General features: G+C 39.7%; 16 protein-coding genes. 15 read left to right on the top strand and 1 reads right to left on the bottom strand.

What is annotated here, in order from left to right:
- Window positions 1-34: 34 nt before the first annotated feature.
- Complete coding sequence (flgA, locus tag AKG98_RS00755; protein ID WP_067039883.1) at window positions 35-736, bottom strand: flagellar basal body P-ring formation chaperone FlgA; 702 nt, start codon at window positions 734-736, stop codon at window positions 35-37.
- A 165-nt stretch (window positions 737-901) separates the two neighbouring features.
- Here flgA and AKG98_RS00760 point away from each other — a divergent pair, with 165 nt between their 5' ends.
- From AKG98_RS00760 to AKG98_RS00830, 15 genes are all read left to right on the top strand, one after another.
- Window positions 902-1,837 carry a chemotaxis protein CheV gene (locus AKG98_RS00760; protein WP_067039886.1) on the top strand — a complete coding sequence of 312 codons (936 nt, stop codon included), beginning with the start codon at window positions 902-904 and terminating at the stop codon, window positions 1,835-1,837.
- A 55-nt stretch (window positions 1,838-1,892) separates the two neighbouring features.
- A complete protein-coding gene (locus AKG98_RS00765; RefSeq protein WP_067039889.1) occupies window positions 1,893-2,717 on the top strand; it encodes a protein-glutamate O-methyltransferase CheR in 825 nt (274 codons plus the stop codon).
- A gap of 311 nt (window positions 2,718-3,028) precedes the next feature.
- Entirely contained in the window at window positions 3,029-3,424 is a 396-nt protein-coding gene (gene flgB / locus AKG98_RS00770) for a flagellar basal body rod protein FlgB (RefSeq protein WP_067039891.1), read from the top strand.
- A 2-nt stretch (window positions 3,425-3,426) separates the two neighbouring features.
- Complete coding sequence (gene flgC / locus AKG98_RS00775; protein ID WP_067039895.1) at window positions 3,427-3,846, top strand: flagellar basal body rod protein FlgC; 420 nt, start codon at window positions 3,427-3,429, stop codon at window positions 3,844-3,846.
- A 16-nt stretch (window positions 3,847-3,862) separates the two neighbouring features.
- Window positions 3,863-4,573, top strand: coding sequence for a flagellar hook assembly protein FlgD (locus AKG98_RS00780; protein ID WP_067039898.1), 711 nt, complete (start codon window positions 3,863-3,865; stop codon window positions 4,571-4,573).
- 22 nt (window positions 4,574-4,595) lie between these two features.
- Window positions 4,596-5,903, top strand: a complete 1,308-nt coding sequence (gene flgE / locus AKG98_RS00785; RefSeq protein ID WP_067039901.1) for a flagellar hook protein FlgE — start codon at window positions 4,596-4,598, stop codon at window positions 5,901-5,903.
- Between the two features lie 185 nt (window positions 5,904-6,088).
- Complete coding sequence (gene flgF, locus AKG98_RS00790) at window positions 6,089-6,832, top strand: flagellar basal-body rod protein FlgF (RefSeq protein WP_067039904.1); 744 nt, start codon at window positions 6,089-6,091, stop codon at window positions 6,830-6,832.
- A gap of 49 nt (window positions 6,833-6,881) precedes the next feature.
- On the top strand, window positions 6,882-7,670 hold the full coding sequence (flgG, locus tag AKG98_RS00795; protein ID WP_067039908.1) for a flagellar basal-body rod protein FlgG: 789 nt from the start codon (window positions 6,882-6,884) through the stop codon (window positions 7,668-7,670).
- A gap of 47 nt (window positions 7,671-7,717) precedes the next feature.
- Window positions 7,718-8,473: a flagellar basal body L-ring protein FlgH gene (locus AKG98_RS00800; protein WP_067039911.1), complete on the top strand. Its 756-nt coding sequence runs from the start codon at window positions 7,718-7,720 to the stop codon at window positions 8,471-8,473.
- Between the two features lie 141 nt (window positions 8,474-8,614).
- On the top strand, window positions 8,615-9,751 hold the full coding sequence (locus tag AKG98_RS00805; RefSeq protein ID WP_067039915.1) for a flagellar basal body P-ring protein FlgI: 1,137 nt from the start codon (window positions 8,615-8,617) through the stop codon (window positions 9,749-9,751).
- Window positions 9,752-10,030: 279 nt separating this feature from the next.
- Window positions 10,031-11,014, top strand: coding sequence for a flagellar assembly peptidoglycan hydrolase FlgJ (flgJ, locus tag AKG98_RS00810; RefSeq protein ID WP_067039918.1), 984 nt, complete (start codon window positions 10,031-10,033; stop codon window positions 11,012-11,014).
- Between the two features lie 99 nt (window positions 11,015-11,113).
- Window positions 11,114-13,093 carry a flagellar basal body rod C-terminal domain-containing protein gene (locus tag AKG98_RS00815; protein ID WP_067039921.1) on the top strand — a complete coding sequence of 660 codons (1,980 nt, stop codon included), beginning with the start codon at window positions 11,114-11,116 and terminating at the stop codon, window positions 13,091-13,093.
- Window positions 13,094-13,098: 5 nt separating this feature from the next.
- On the top strand, window positions 13,099-14,337 hold the full coding sequence (flgL, locus tag AKG98_RS00820; RefSeq protein WP_067039923.1) for a flagellar hook-associated protein FlgL: 1,239 nt from the start codon (window positions 13,099-13,101) through the stop codon (window positions 14,335-14,337).
- 115 nt (window positions 14,338-14,452) lie between these two features.
- Window positions 14,453-15,277, top strand: a complete 825-nt coding sequence (locus AKG98_RS00825; protein WP_067039926.1) for a flagellin — start codon at window positions 14,453-14,455, stop codon at window positions 15,275-15,277.
- Between the two features lie 474 nt (window positions 15,278-15,751).
- Window positions 15,752-16,579: a flagellin gene (locus AKG98_RS00830; RefSeq protein ID WP_067039930.1), complete on the top strand. Its 828-nt coding sequence runs from the start codon at window positions 15,752-15,754 to the stop codon at window positions 16,577-16,579.
- Window positions 16,580-16,938 lie beyond the last annotated feature (359 nt).

The following is a 16,938-nucleotide window of genomic DNA, read 5'->3' on the forward strand; positions in this document are numbered from 1 at the left end:
TTATCGACTTATGACAATAAAACTTTAGCAAAATTTAATAGTTTATTTGGATGGTTCCTGCTGCTTGGACAACACCCGAAACAATTCGTTTCGATTTACTGTTACGCACCTTGATTTTTTCATCCAAAATACCGTTAGCCAATGCTACACCATCAGTTTTTACGGTTAGATTTCCCACTGAACTGGTAATTGTAACGCTTTCGCCTTTACACACAAGACATATATCTCGTGTTGAGATCATTTGTTCAGTCGAGAGGGGTCTTTTTAAGCGTGCCCTATTAACAAAAGCCAAATCTGAAATATAACCCGAGCGTAATAATACACGGTTCATATATTCTATTTTAGTATTGTTTTTAGTTAATCGGCTACCTTTTGATAAAGGTCGATTGCTAACCATCACAGGTACTAGTCGAATAATCTTTAACGGTACGTAAAGTTGCCAGTTATCAGCATTATCGCAACTTATTTTTACCGTCGCGGAGCGTTGTAAACTTTTATTACCAACTAACTCTGCAGACATATTACCTTCACACTGAGTTACTGCTATTCTGCGGTCAATTTTTGTTACTTTTATACTTACTCTTTCATTCTGAGAGCTAGGTAGTTGCGCTTTGATAAAAGATTCCGCAAACTCTTCAATAACTTGATGTTGGTCTATTGTTGCGTTCGCAAGTGGTAAATAACTCATTAAACTGAAACAATAGAAAAACAACAATGAAAAAATATATTTAAGCATTTAGGTTTCTAAGCCGATATAAGATTAACGATTACGTATAAAGTGATTTAAGAGCCAATTTTTTGACTGCTTTATACTGTAAACAACAAATATAAATGAACAATACAGTGGTAAGCAATATTTAAGCCATGTTGAAAATAAGCGACATTTACCTGAGGATGAATAATGGCAGGATTACTCGATACGGTTAATCAACGTACACAATTGGTAGGACAAAACCGTCTAGAATTACTGATGTTCCGTTTAAACGGGCGTCAGCGTTTTGGTATCAATGTATTTAAAGTAAAAGAAGTATTACAATGCCCGCCATTAACGACTCTTCCAAAGCTTCATCCTGTAGTGCGTGGCGTTGCCCATATACGTGGTAAAACGATCTCTGTGATTGATTTAAGCTTAGCCACGGGTGGTCGTCCAATTGAGGATTTAAGTAAAGCATTTATCATTATTTCTGAATATAACCGTTCAGTGCAGGGCTTTTTAGTCTCGAGTGTTGAACGTATTATCAACATTAATTGGGAAGCTATTTTACCACCGCCAAAAGGTACAGGCCGGTTTAGTTATTTAACGGCGGTGACAGAAGTAGATAAAGAACTCGTTGAAGTCCTCGATGTGGAGAAAATCCTGCATGAAGTTGCGCCAGTGAAAATGGAAATTAGTGAAGAAATACTTGAAACGGCAACACAAATTAATAAGACAGAAATAGAGAAAGTGATTCTTGTTGTGGATGATTCAAGAGTTGCACGTAATCAGATTAAAAAGGCGGTTTCTGATCTTGGCTTTAAGATTGTATTAGCTAAAGATGGCCGAGACGGATTAAATAAACTCCGTGAAATGGCAGCCAATGGCCCAATTACCGACCAAATCGCATTGATGATTTCAGATATTGAGATGCCAGAAATGGATGGTTATACGCTTACTGCCGAAGTGAGAAATGATCAGTCATTGAATGGTTTATATATTATTTTACATACGTCGTTAAGTGGTGTATTTAATCAGGCGATGGTAACTAAAGTTGGCGCAAACGATTTTATCGCAAAATTTAATCCCGATGAACTTGCGGGTGCGGTTTTAAAAGCATTAAAAGCAGCTGACCCTAGCTAGGGGCATCGTTGTGTTGAATAAATGTATTTTCATATAGAAAGTTGAGTAAAAAATAGTGCAAACATTGTCAAATGAAGTTTATACCCGTTTTAGTGAATTTCTTGAAATTCAGTGCGGTATTGTATTAGGGCAAAATAAACAATATTTAGTTAAAAGTCGCTTATTGCCACTATTGGCAAAGCATAAAATGACCAGTTTAACTGAGCTAGTACAAAAATCGATGACTATGTTAGCGCGTGATTTACGTAATGATGTTATTGATGCGATGACCACTAATGAAACGTTGTGGTTTCGTGATATTTACCCGTTTGAGTACTTACAGGCACAAATCTTACCTGAATTTATTAATAAAGGTCAGCCAATTAAGATCTGGTCTGCCGCCTCTTCATCTGGACAAGAACCATTTTCGATTGCCATGTCAGCGATTGAAACGCAAGAAAGGCTCAAGCGTTTAGTTAAACCTAATGTGCAAATTATTGGTACGGATATATCACCGACAATGATTCAACACTGTAAGAAAGGGGTATATGACCGCTTGGCGCTTGGTCGTGGTTTGTCTCCTGAACGTAAGCGTCAGTTTTTCACGACACTACCTGATGATAAAATGCAGGTGAATCGTGACGTGCAGCAGTTAACGACATTTCGTGAAATCAATTTATTGGAAAGTTATGCTTTGCTCGGTAAGTTCGATATTATTTTTTGTCGTAATGTACTGATTTACTTTTCCCCGAAGATTAAAAGTCAGATCCTTAATCAATTTGCGGGATCATTAAAACCGGGTGGGTACCTCTTCTTAGGTGCATCAGAATCCTTGACTGGGTTAACGGATAAGTTCGAAATGGTCCGTTGTAATCCAGGGATCGTATATAGGTTAAAATAGCTTATTTTATGACGGTTACTGTTTGAACATGGATGTTCGTTTATTGGCGGTAACCGACCGCCATACACCGTCAAAAAATTGATTTTTTAGATACACTTTACTATTTTCATCTACAACGCTTATTTTCAAAGTATCGCTACATTTCACGGTTTAATTTAAGCTATTGATTTCAATTGCTTTTATCCATTCACGCTGTAGATTCAATAAAACTTTACTGTTACTTATTATTTTGGCACATATGTTGCTTCCATTATTTGTATCATCGTAATTATCATACGATTGATTACGATATAAATATATAGGAGGCGTTCATGGCTATTAATTTTGATAATGCATTGGGTATACACCAATATTCTGTTGGCGTAAGAGAGCGTCGTGCAGAGGTATTAGCCAGTAATATTGCCAATGCGGACACGCCGGGGTTTAAAGCAAGAGATTTAAGCTTTAAGGATGCACTTGCCAGTGCGACCCAGGGCAGTAGTTTTAATTTATTAAAAACCAGCGAACGTCATATATCAGGCGGCAGAAGTATGGCGTCTGATCTTCAATATAGAATTCCGAATCAACCCGATACTGGTGACGGTAATACTGTCGATGTACAAATTGAGCGTGCGAGTTTTATGCAAAATAGCATGGAATACCAGGCATCACTGTCATTTTTGAGCAGTAAAATTCAAACTATGCGTAAGGCAATTAAAGGGCAATAATTATGAGTTTATTTCGAGTCTTTGACGTTGCCGGTTCGGCAATGAGTGCACAATCGGTTCGTTTAAATACAACCGCGAGTAACCTTGCTAACGCGAATAGTGTGAGTAGTAGCGCCGGTGAGACCTATAAAGCACGTTATCCTATTTTCCAAGCTCAATTTGATCAAGCTAATGCTGCGCAAAATGAAGCTGTTGGCGTAAATGTTGCAGGGATTGTAGAAAGTGATGCGCCATTAGTTAATGAATTTAATCCAAATCATCCATTAGCTGACGAAAATGGCTATGTATATCGTCCGAATGTAAACATAATGGAAGAGATGGCAAACATGATTAGCGCATCTCGTTCATACCAGACTAACGTGCAAATAGCTGATTCTGCTAAACAAATGCTGAATAAGACATTAACGTTAGGCCAAGGTTAATAGAGGATATTGGGCTGTGACGACAATTAATAACAGTAATAACATAGCTGACTTTAGCAGTCAGTTTAAAACAGACAAAAAGGATGCGGCAGAGCAAGCGGCAGAAACTACCCGCAAAAAACTCGGTCAAGAAGACTTTTTCTCATTATTAACACAAGAGCTGGCTTATCAAGACCCGTTCAAACCCGTAGAAAACTCAGAGATGGTGGGGCAGATGGCGTCATTCACTACTGCTGATGGTATTACTAATATGGGTCACAAGTTTGATCAGTTAACTACAATCATGAGCTCAAACCAAGCGCTACAAGCCTCTAGTCTTGTGGGGACGAAGGTATTAGCCCCGGCATCGTCAGCATTTTTATCTGATGGTGAAAATGTATCTGGGCGTATTGATTTGCCTCAGAGTGCACCTAATTTACGTTTGCAAATTGCCAATCAAGTCGGTGAAGTCGTTAACGTTATCGATTTGGGTGAACAAAAAAGCGGTGCTATTGCCTTTGATTGGGATGGTACTGACATGAATGGCAATAAAGTGGCGGAAGGAAGTTACCGCTTAAAAGCATCGGCCTCGATAGACGGCAATGCACAAGACCTCAAAATATCAAGTTTTCAGCATGTTGAAAGTGTCAATATTGGCAATACTGGTAACGGTATTATGCTAAATCTGAAAGGTATGGGTAGTCTTCCTCTGAGCCAAGCAACAGAAGTTGCAGCTAAAACTTACTAAATTTATCGAATAAGGAAATCTTATGTCATTTAACATCGCCTTGAGTGGGATTAATGCTGCTCAGAAAGACCTTAATACAACGGCAAATAACATTGCTAACGTTAATACCACGGGTTTTAAAGAGTCTCGCGCCGAGTTTGGCGATGTTTATGCAACATCGATTTTCTCAAATGCAAAAACGTCTGTTGGTAACGGTGTGGCAACTGCCCATGTTGCACAGCAGTTCCAACAAGGTAGCCTGAACTTTACCGAGAACTCACTTGATTTGGCGATTAACGGTAATGGTTTCTTCGTTATGTCTGATGGACTTGAGTCTATGGACCGTAATTATACGCGTGCAGGTGCCTTTAAGCTTGATGCAAATAGTTTTGTGACTAATTCAGCGGGTAATTATCTGCAAGTTTATGATGTTAATGAAGATGGTTCACCAAAAGCGGTGAGTATGGCGTCAACAAAACCGCTACAAATACCTGATACCGCAGGTGTGCCAGAGTCAACTAGCAATGTTGATATGACGATGAATTTACCGGCGACATCACCAGGATTAGACCCATTGAAATTTGATCCCGCAGACAGTGGTACCTATACCTCTTCGACGTCTGTCTCTATTTATGATTCGTTAGGTGAGTCTCATACCTTATCAACTTATTATATAAAAGATGGCTCAGCGGGTGCACCATCAAACTCTTGGTTAGAACTTAACTACGTGGATGATCAACCTCTTGATATTGTTGGTGGTCAGGCTGTTGCATCCGCTCCAGGAACACCAGTAAAACCGACCGCCATGCGAATGACGTTTGATTCATCAGGGCTATTGCAACAGCAACTCCCTGCGATCGCAGAGACCGTGCCACTCGGTGCTATTTTAATCAATGGTGCGGATACTACTCAGACGATAAAACTTAATATTAATAACCCGACTCAGTTTGCGTCTGCGTTTGAAGTTTCAAAGCTTGAGCAAGATGGGGCGACTGTGGGTCGATTAACGGGGATTGATATAGGCCCGGATGGTATGGTTGCGGCGAGTTACAGTAATGGTCGTAATGACAAGTTGGGTATGATTGCGATGGCGAAGTTTGCCAATGAACAAGGATTGAGCCAGACGGGTGATACGGGCTGGCGTGCATCACAACTTTCGGGTAATGCGATTGCTGGCGAAGCCAACTCAGGTACCTTTGGTAAAATTAATTCATCAGCACTAGAGCAATCAAATGTAAACTTGACCAGTGAGCTTGTTAACTTAATTACGGCACAACGTAACTACCAAGCCAATTCAAGAACGTTAGAAGTTAACTCTAAATTACAAGATACAGTATTACAGATCCGTTAATGTAACGGGCGAGTAAGCCATAGAGCAAGCGGAATTATTCGACATATAATTTACCAAAGAGATACATTTTTGATAAAAAGCCATCCTATTTAGGGTGGCTTTTTCATTTTGGCACTTTAATTGCTTATTGTTGATATTAGACGGGTAATTAACGATTTCAACGAAAAGTGACAGAGGATTGACGAATGGACAATATGCTTTATATCTCGATGTCGGGTGCCAAAGAAAATATGAATGCATTGGCTGTTCGTGCCAATAATATCGCCAATGTGAATACACATGGTTTTAAGGCTGATTTTGAACAAGCGCGTTCAATGCAAGCTTTTGGTGAAGGCCTACCAACCCGTGTATTTGCTATTACCGAAAGTCCGGGGCAGGATTTTACTGCTGGGGGACTACAACAAACGGGTAATGCACTCGATGTGGCGATCCAAGGTGATGGTTGGTTAAGTGTGCTGGATGATCAGAATAAGGAAAGTTATACCCGTAGCGGCAGTTTGCACATGAGTCCGACTGGCGAGTTATTGACATCGTCAGGTCGTTCTGTACTTGGTGAAAACGGTCCTATCGTGATCCCTGTACCCGTTGAACAAATAAAAATCCATGCCGATGGCCGTATCGAGGTTCGTCCTCAGGGGGCTCCGGCAAATGCATTGGAAGAAGTCGACCAATTAAAGCTGGTTAATCCTGATGTTCGAAATTTAGTTAAAGGCTATGATGGTATGTTTCGACAAGCGGATGGTATGCCAGCCGCCGTCGATTTAAATGTCCAAGTAGCAGGTGGCGCGTTAGAAACCAGTAATGTTAGTGCTGTTGGTGAACTCACCGGAATGATTAATTTGCAACGTCAATTTGAAATGCAGATAAAAATGATGAAAACAGCAGAAGAAAATGACAAAGCATCAGATTCGCTATTACGAGTGAATTAATTGTTCATTGATGAGTCCACACAAAGTATAAATTAGACGAGGAAATGTTATGAATCCTGCATTATGGATAAGTAAAACCGGTTTAGAAGCACAGCAAATGAATATCTCAACGATTTCAAATAACTTAGCCAATGCCAGTACGGTTGGTTTTAAGAAAGAACGCGCTATCTTTGAAGATCTATTGTACCAAGCGATAAATCAGCCGGGTGGTCAATCTTCGCAAAATACCAAATTACCGTCTGGGTTAATGGTTGGTTCGGGTGCGCGGGTTGTTGCGACCCAAAAAGATCATTCTCAAGGCAATATGCTGACGACTGATAACTCGCTGGATTTAATGGTCAGTGGCCGTGGTTTTTTCGAAATTGAAATGCCGGATGGCACTACGTCATATACCCGTAACGGTCAATTCACCTTAAATGATGAAGGGATTATCGTGACACCAGGCTCGGGTTATCCATTGCAGCCGCAGATCCAAATACCTGCAGATGCACAAACTATTACCGTTTCGGAAGATGGTGAAGTCTCGGTAAGTTTACCGGGTCAGACAAACAACCAAACCGTTGGCCAGATTAATATTTCAGACTTTGTTAACCCTGGTGGTTTACAGCCAATTGGACAAAACATGTATATTCAAACGGGTGCGAGTGGTGATCCGGTACAAGGTCTTCCAAGTACTGAAGGCCTGGGTAAATTAGTGCAAGGTGCGATTGAAACATCGAATGTAAACGTGACGGAAGAATTAGTAAACCTGATTGAAAGCCAACGTGTATATGAGATGAATTCGAAAGTAATCTCAGCGGTTGATGAAATGTTAAGTTACACCAATCAACAGCTATAATTTAACGGCTAACCGTTAAACATTAATTAATAACATCGAGAATTATAATGCGTAATTTTATCCTTGCTCTGTTTGTTTTTATCCAGCTAACGGGTTGTGCATCTTTAATTAAAGTAAAAGAAAATGCAGTCTCTAAAAATGAAGACGCGACCAAAACCGAAGATGCGGAAGAACCTGCTGATGTGAACGAAACGCCACAGCAAGACTCACCTGATTATGCACCGATTGTACCCGATGATAATCCAGTACAAGCGAAAGTAACGGGATCGTTATTTAATCCACAATACAATAATAATATTTTCTCGGATATTAAAGCACGTCGTGTCGGTGACATCATTACTGTCATATTGACAGAGTCAACCAGTGCTAAAAAGAAAGCCAGCTCAAACCTAGGTAAAGATAACTCGTTTGAATTAGACCCTATTAAGCTTGGTGGTGAAGAGGTGGTTATTGGCGGTTATACAATTGAAGGTAGTTTAAATCAAAAGAGTTCTTTTTCTGGAAATGGTTCTGCCGATCAGAGTAACAGTTTAGTAGGTAATATCTCTGTTACCGTCGTGCGTGTGTTACCTAATAATAACTTAGTTATTCGTGGTGAGAAGTGGCTCATGCTGAATAATGGGAGTGAGTATATTCGTCTTACTGGCTTATTACGTCCACAAGATGTAGACGCAGATAATAAAGTGAATTCATCTTTGATCGCGAACGCGCGTATTCAATATGGCGCAATTGATGATTTGGGGGACGCGCAGGTACAAGGTTGGGCAACTAAATTCCTGAATGGTAATAAATGGCCTTTCTAATCTGAGTCAGTGTGTAAATAGCATCTTGGTATGACAATTGCTTTTAGCTCTATAACGCCCATTATTTAGCGGTTGTCATAATTTTGGCAGTAAGTAGTACAAACCAAAATAATGACAATTCTTATAGCACAGGTTATTTAGATGAAATTATCAACTCGGATTAAACGACAACAACATGTTTTATTTGGCATTAGCATTGCTTTGTTAAGCTTTTTTGTTGTTACGATCAGTACTGCACATGCAGCGCGAATTAAAGATATAAGTTCTGTGCAAGGGGTTCGTGATAACCAATTAATCGGTTATGGCTTAGTGGTTGGTTTACCGGGCACAGGTGAAAAAAGTAATGCGTTTTCAGCGCAAAGTTTTAAAACCATGCTGAATAATTTTGGCATCACCATGCCAGAAGGCGCGAAGGTTAAAATTAAAAATGTCGCGGCCGTTGCGGTAAGTGCGATATTACCCGCATTCACGAAACCAGGTCAAACGATTGATGTAACGGTTGCAGCTATCGGTGAAGCGAAAAGTCTACGTGGTGGTTTATTATTGCAGACCTTCCTAAAAGGTGCTGATGGACAAGTGTATGCGTTAGCGCAAGGTAGCCTTGTTGTCGGTGGCCTTGGCGTTGAAGGGAGAGATGGTTCAAAGGTGATTATTAATACGCCTACCGTCGGCCGTATCAGTAGCGGTGCTATTGTTGAAAAGGAAGTTGCGAATCCGTTTGGCGATGGTGATTACCTCACATTTAATTTACATCGTGGCGATTTTACGAACGCGAAACGTCTTGCAGACTCAATTAATAATCTGGTCGGTCCTAATACTGCTTATCCAATGGACGCGACGTCAGTACGGGTACTTGCTCCTCGTGATATTTCCCAACGTGTTGCTTATTTAGCGACATTAGAAAATCTTGAATTAAAAATGGCGGACGAATCAGCAAAAATTATTGTTAATTCACGTACCGGCACCATTGTTATTGGCCAAAACGTCAGGCTAAAACCCGCTGCAATCACTCATGGTGGATTAACGGTTACCATTAATGAAACTCAAGAAGTCTCACAACCCAACGCCTTCGCTAATGGTGAAACTGTGGTTACTAATAAATCGACCATTAATGTGACTCAAGAAGATGCACGTATGTTTAAACTTGATGCGGGGGCGACACTCGATGATTTGATCCGCGCTGTCAATCAGGTTGGTATCGCGCCGGGTGATTTAATGTCAATTTTAGAAGCGCTTAAAGATGCGGGTGCATTAGATGGGCAGCTAATTATCATTTAATGACGTGAAGCTAATTAAGCACGCTATGATTTATTTTATGAGCGCTATAACCAGTGATTGGCTATAGCGCTTTTTTGTATCTATTTCATTCTATTATCAGAGTTGGTTTAAGAATTGCATTGTTATATATAAAGGTTGAAATTAATACATGATTTACTTTAAGTGATTGATTATATTGTTTTTAACAGTGGCAGGTAAATGGCAGTAGCTTTCAATTATTAATTAATACGAATAACTGACTGATAAATAATAATTATCGAAAATAGTAACGGGCTGGGTATGGATAATTCATTTAAAACAAATGTAAGCAGTAACGTCTTAGATACACATAATCTGGATTCTTTGCGTAAGCGAGCGCTGAATAATGATGAAACGGCATTGAAAGAAGTCGCAAAGCAGTTTGAGTCTTTGTTTACCAACATGCTGATGAAAAGCATGCGTGACGCGAATGCCGCATTTGAAACTGAAAGTCCAATGAATAACAACTACACCCAATTTTATCGTGATATGCAAGATAAGCAGATGGCCGCGGATATGAGTCAGTCAGGCAGCATGGGGTTAGCGGATGTTATTGTTAGGCAGTTGTCGAATAATGGCGGCAATTATATGCCAGCCTCGTCATTGCAAGGGGATACTAACCCACTGCAGAATCTGCAAGCCGCTAAGGCTGTAGACAAAGGGTCGGTAGAAGATAAAGACGCAGCTGTAGTCCCTACTATTGATAAGGAGGGGAGTTCTATCGCTGATGGGAAACAAGCGAATGCCACATTATCAACGGCAGAAAAGCCTCGCCAGATACAATTCAACAGCCCTGAAGAGTTCGTTGCTTCATTAACGCCTTTTGCGGACTCAGTAGCAAAACGCTTGAATGTCTCTCCAGATGTATTACTTGCTCAAGCTGCGTTAGAAACAGGCTGGGGTAAGAAGGTATCGACTGATAATCAAGGCGATAGCTCACACAACTTATTCAATATCAAAGCAGATAAACGTTGGGAAGGTCCGACAGCAAGTGTGGATACCTTAGAGTTTACCGACGGTGTAGCTAAACGTGAAAAACATCAATTTAGAAGTTATCAAAATTTTCAGTCTAGCTTTAATGATTTTGCTGATTTCTTGCAATCAGGCGATCGTTACAGTGAGGCGTTACGCAATTCTGCAGACTCGGCACAGTTCTTGAATGGTTTACAGAACGCGGGTTATGCAACAGATCCTAACTATGCAGCGAAAATACAAAACGTCATGAAACATGATGCATTTAAATAGCCGTGCTTAGTTGAGTAACTGAATAAGTAATAACTGAATATAAAGAAATACAGATAATCTATTTTGGAGTGATGATCTGATGGTTGGAGCAGTAATCTGATGGCAAATTTATTACAAATAGGCACGTCTGGTGTTTTAGGTCACCAGCAAATGCTTAATACCACAGGTAATAACATTTCGAATGTTAATACGGATGGATATAGTCGCCAGCGCACCCAGCATAACTCACAAACAGATAACATGGGGCTTGCGCGATCCGTCACTGGTCGAGAAGTGAATAAATTTGCACAAGCAGAGTTATTAATTGATACCAGCGCTTCTAGTAATAAAGATAAGTTTCTTGCTGAAATTACGCGTACCGATCAAGTATTATCTGATGACTCAAATAATATGGCGGCTGGTGTATCGCAACTATTTGAATCTTTTCACACTGCTAACGATGATCCAACCTCTATCTCTAATCGCCAGTTGGTTATTTCTGATGCGCAAACATTGGCTGCCAGCTTCCGTAATGTTGGTGAGCAGTTAAATAATCAAGCAAAAACAGTAAACAGTGAACTTACAGAGAAACCAGCGTTACTGAACTCTTTAATTAAAGAAGTTCAAGGGTTTAATAAGCAGGTGATGATTGCGGAAAATACCTCACGAGGTGCTTCTGGCACGTTACTTGATCAGCGTGATGTTACGATCGAAGCGCTCGCAAAAGAACTCGACATATCAACGATTGTGAATGACAACAAAAGCATTTCAATTAACTTGCTTAACGGGCAACCGTTAGTAATGCAAGACAGTATTAGTCAATTTCAGGCTATTGGTGGAGATCCAGATCCAAGCAATATAGAACTGGTCTTAAATATCAATAAAAATACGATGCCGCTACAAGATATTGAGCTTGGTGGACGTATTGGCGCATTGATAGAATTCCGCGATAAAACCATTAATTCATCGTTACGAGAGATAGGCCAATTAAGCCTTGGTATTGCTGATGCAGTGAACACTCAAAACAAAATGGGCTTAGACTTGAATGGCGAAATGGGTAAAGAGATATACACAATTCCGTCAACACAAGCAAAACATTATTCAGGTAACTCTAATCCTGCGCATGTGATCACAACTCAACTAATCGCAGGCGAGGGGAGTTCGTTAACAACCAGCCAATATCAAGTATCGATGACCAGCTCGATGACTTTCGATGTTTATGAAATTAAAAATGGTGAGCGCAGCGCGAATCCGCTGGCGATTAATGGTGCTTACCCTGGTCCTATCGAAGTCACTGACCATGGTTTTGAAATCGATTTTTCTGCAGCAACTGGTGGTTTTCAAAGTGGAGATAAATTTTTAATGAGTCCGACATTGTTTAATCTTAATGATTATGATGTCACCCGCTCGCAACCAGAAGATATTGCTTTAGCCTCGATCTTACGAGCAAAGACAGGGCAGGCCAATACGACAATGAGCCGAATTTCCGTTACGGAAATATCAGATTCAACCCTCTCTTTTAAACATAACGATTTAAATATAACAGCACCGCAACAGATCTCAGTGAATAACAGCGGTGACTTTGATATTTATGATGGTAATGGTCGTTATATGGCAACCAGTTCTGGCGCATTGAATGGACAGGATTTATTTGCGAATGCTATTCCTCCTTTAAACCCAGGTGTGGGTTATGAAATTAAAATGGATGGTAAACCAAATCCAGGCGAAATTTTCACGTTAGCTTACAACCGCGATGCCATTGCAGATAACAGTAATGGTTTAAAACTAGCGGGCTTAGAAAATGACGCCAAATTACGTAAAAATCATAAAAACAATGGTGAAAACCAGATGACGTTTGCGGAGGGTATTTCAACCATGATCTCAACGGTTGGTAATAAAACCCGTGCCGCACGCGTTGATTCAGCTGCAAATGAAGCGAAATTAGTGCAAAGCCGTAATTGGATTGAAAGTGTGTCTGGAGTTAATCTTGATGAAGAGGCTGCAAATATGGTGCGTTATGAACAGGCTTACAATGCATCCGCACAAGTGGTGAGTATTTCTCAAAAAATATTCGATACCATTCTGAATGCAGCGAGGTAATTTAGATGCGATTAACCAATAACCAAATATTTTCTCGCTCGATGCAAGACATGTCGCAAACACAAAAGCGCTTGAATACGGCACATTCGCAAGTCACCTCTCAAGAAAAATTTCGTACTTCGGGTGATGCACCAGCTGAAATAGCGAAATCGAGTTACCTGAATGATGAAATCAAAAAAAATACCCAATACCAAACCAATGGTTTGATGCTGAAAAGTACATTAGGCTTAGAAGAAACAACACTCAATAACTTACATACTGCGATGGAACGTGGACGGGTGCTTTCGGTTCGTTCGCTTAATGGTACCGTTGATTCGCAAGACAGATACGCCATTTCGTTAGAAATAGACCAAGTACAGAAAGAAGTATTCAGTTTAGTAAATAGTAAAAATGCCAGTGGCGATTTTATTTTTTCTGGTACAGCGTCGCATCTACAAGCGTATGTCAAAGATGATCAAACGGGAGAATATACCTATCGTGGTAATGAACAAGACAATGATATTCAAATCGCGACCAATGTCTATATTAAGGGGAGCGATAATGGCAAGCGAGTGTTTGAATCTGCTCCTGCTCGGTTAACCACGAATAGCAGTAATCTTACCGGTAATCTCATTACCGTGACGACTGAAGTCGTAGACCAAGGGGAATATGATAATTTCCACGGCAAGAATTATGATCATAGTAACCCAGCAAACAATACCTTTAAGCTTAATATTATAGCGCCGTTACTCCCTGGTAATAGTGATATTTTTGAGATCTTAGATAGTACTAATAGTGTGCTTCAAAGTGGTAATTTCACGTCAGAAAAGGGGATTCGTTTTAATGGTGTCAACATTACGGCGCAAGGGACTTCACCGGGTAGTGTCGATATATCTTTAGAACCACCGAATAATGTCAATATTTTGAACACACTCGAGTCATTAAAAACGGCACTAACGGATACTTCATTATCAAATACCGAATTTCGAGAGCGGATGGCGGATGCACAAATAGGTATTGAAAATGCTAAATATTCAGTGATGTCTACTATGTCTACGGTTGGTGGCCGTAATAACACGATTACACGTGTTACTGAGTCCAATGAATCGTTTAAGGTCATTAATCAGGAAGCGATGGCAATTCTTACCGAGGCAGATCTTGCCGCGGCAATGACGGACTTAACGAAAGAGCAAAACATTCTTGAGATGAGCTATAAGTCATTTAACAAAATCAATAACTTAAGTTTATTTAATTCGGTGTCATAGCTTGGCACACAACTTGCTTTTTAGATGTATAAATAATTTATAAATGGATACTTAAGCACGACTTACATACAAATTATGTCACTGCTTAATCACGTTACACACAGAGGGAAAACGAATGGCTATATATGTAAACACTAATGTTGCGTCTTTAAACTCGCAGCGTAGTTTAACGAACTCAACGAACGCCCTACAAACGTCGTTTGAACGTTTATCATCAGGTAAACGCATTAACTCCGCTGCTGATGATGCTGCGGGCTTACAAATTGGTTCTCGTTTAGAAGCACAAGTAAACGGTTTAAACCAAGGCGCTCGAAATGCCAATGACGGTATCTCAATGGCGCAAACTGCAGAAGGTGCGTTAGATGAAACAACTAATATGTTACAACGTATGCGTGTGCTTTCAATCCAATCTGCCAATGGCTCAAACAGTGATGCAGACCGTACTGCACTTAATAAAGAATTTGGTCAGCTACAAAATGAAATTGATCGTGTAGCAAAAGATACAACGTTTGGTGGCGAGACGTTACTTGATGCATCATTTAATAATGATTTTCAAGTGGGTGCTGATGCTAACCAAGTTATCAATGTTAAAATTACTACAAACATGAACTCACTTGGTTTAGGTGTTGGTACTGCTGCGTCTAATGTACTTACTGTGGCGGCAGCTCAAACTGCTATCCAAAGTTTGGACACGGCGATTGCGTCGGTAACAGATATACGAGGTGATCTGGGTGCGAAACAAAACCGTTTCTCATCAACAATTCGTAATTTATCAAATATCTCTGAGAATGTATCGGCATCTAAATCTCGTATTATGGATGCAGACTTTGCTGCTGAATCGGCGAAACTAGCGCAAAATCAAGTATCTCAGCAAGCTGCAAGCACAATGCTAAGTCAAGCTAATCAGCAATCTCAAGTTGCTATGTCATTATTAGGCTAAGAGGGCGGGCTCCCTCTGGCCCCTTTGGGGCCGCCTAATATATTGCTTTTACCTATATCCTTATCATTATTGCCCTATGTAAGCGTATAGGTAAAAGTATTTACCTTCCTATTCCTACCTTTTACTCTCTTTTATTACACCGAACCTTAATCATTTCGATATTAAATCTTATCTTTTAAAATCATTGTTTTACTTGTACTGGTGGTGTCATTTTTTGTCATCAAAAATATAACTGACAATTATTTGTTGTTGAATATTCGCAACTGGCAATATGATGGCAAAATTTTGTCTTGATGGTTATTAGGGTTTATTAATTATTAATATATCAAGCGATAAAAATTAATAATTGGTTTAATTATATTTAAAAACAATTGGTTATAACTTTTTTTTGTTTTAAATGTATTTGGCATGCAGATTGCTTATCTAAAAGATATAACATTTATTTAATTTGAAACAAGCAAAAAGGAAGATACCGTGGCCTTATATGTAAATACAAATGTAGCATCTTTAAATTCACAACGTAATTTGACGAAGTCTACAAATGCGTTACAAACATCATTTGAGCGCCTATCTTCTGGTAAGCGTATTAACTCTGCTGCTGACGATGCGGCGGGATTACAGATTGGTTCTCGTTTAGAGTCTCAAGTTAATGGCTTAAATCAAGCTGCACGTAATGCCAATGATGGTATATCTCTTGCTCAAACAGCGGAAGGTGCATTAGACGAAACCACCAATATGCTTCAACGTATGCGAGTATTATCAATTCAGTCTGCGAATGGCTCAAATAGTGCCGCAGATCGTGTTGCGCTTGATAACGAATATAGTCAACTGCAGGAAGAAATTAACCGTGTGGCAGAAGATACTACATTTGGTGGTATGGATCTGTTGAATTCGACGTTTAATCAAGATTTCCAAATTGGTCCTGATGCGAATCAAGTCATTAATGTAAAAATATCGACGAACATGAATGCGCTTGGCTTAGGTGTCGGTACCGCCACATCTGATATTTTGACCCCTGTAAATGCGCAAACGGCGATTACTAGTTTGGATGCCGCGATTGCAACGGTGACTGAGATCCGTGGTGATCTGGGTGCGAAGCAAAACCGTTTCTCATCAACGATCCGTAATTTAACTAATATTTCGGAAAATGTGTCTGCGTCTAAGTCACGTATTATGGATGCCGATTTTGCCGCAGAATCAGCAAAACTGGCTCAGAATCAAGTATCGCAACAAGCTGCAAGCACCATGCTTAGCCAAGCGAATCAGCAATCGCAAGTGGCTATGTCATTATTACAAGGTTAATCGTTGCAAGGCTAATCGCCTATTATTTTGGCTCGAAAGGGCCAAAATAGCACATTTCTATTCTTGTAAATTTCCTTTTCAATTTTTCAAGTTACCCCTTCCCCTTTTTTAATCTAGATTAATGTATTGCTCTCTAATAACTGTGACGGTTTCTTTGGTTTGTTATTTATAACATTAGTTTAAATTAATTAACAATGATTCAACACCCCTAGAGGTTGAATTGTAATTGATTGAAATTAAACGGTTAAATGTGGATATCTGTTCAGGTTTAGAACGAAATTAGAAAGAAATTAAATAAAAATAAAAAATAACTCTAAAGGATGTATTTTTATTGTCGATAACTTTCATGACGATACAAA

This window comes from Moritella sp. JT01, from assembly GCF_001574435.1.
In the GTDB taxonomy this organism is placed as follows: domain Bacteria; phylum Pseudomonadota; class Gammaproteobacteria; order Enterobacterales; family Moritellaceae; genus Moritella.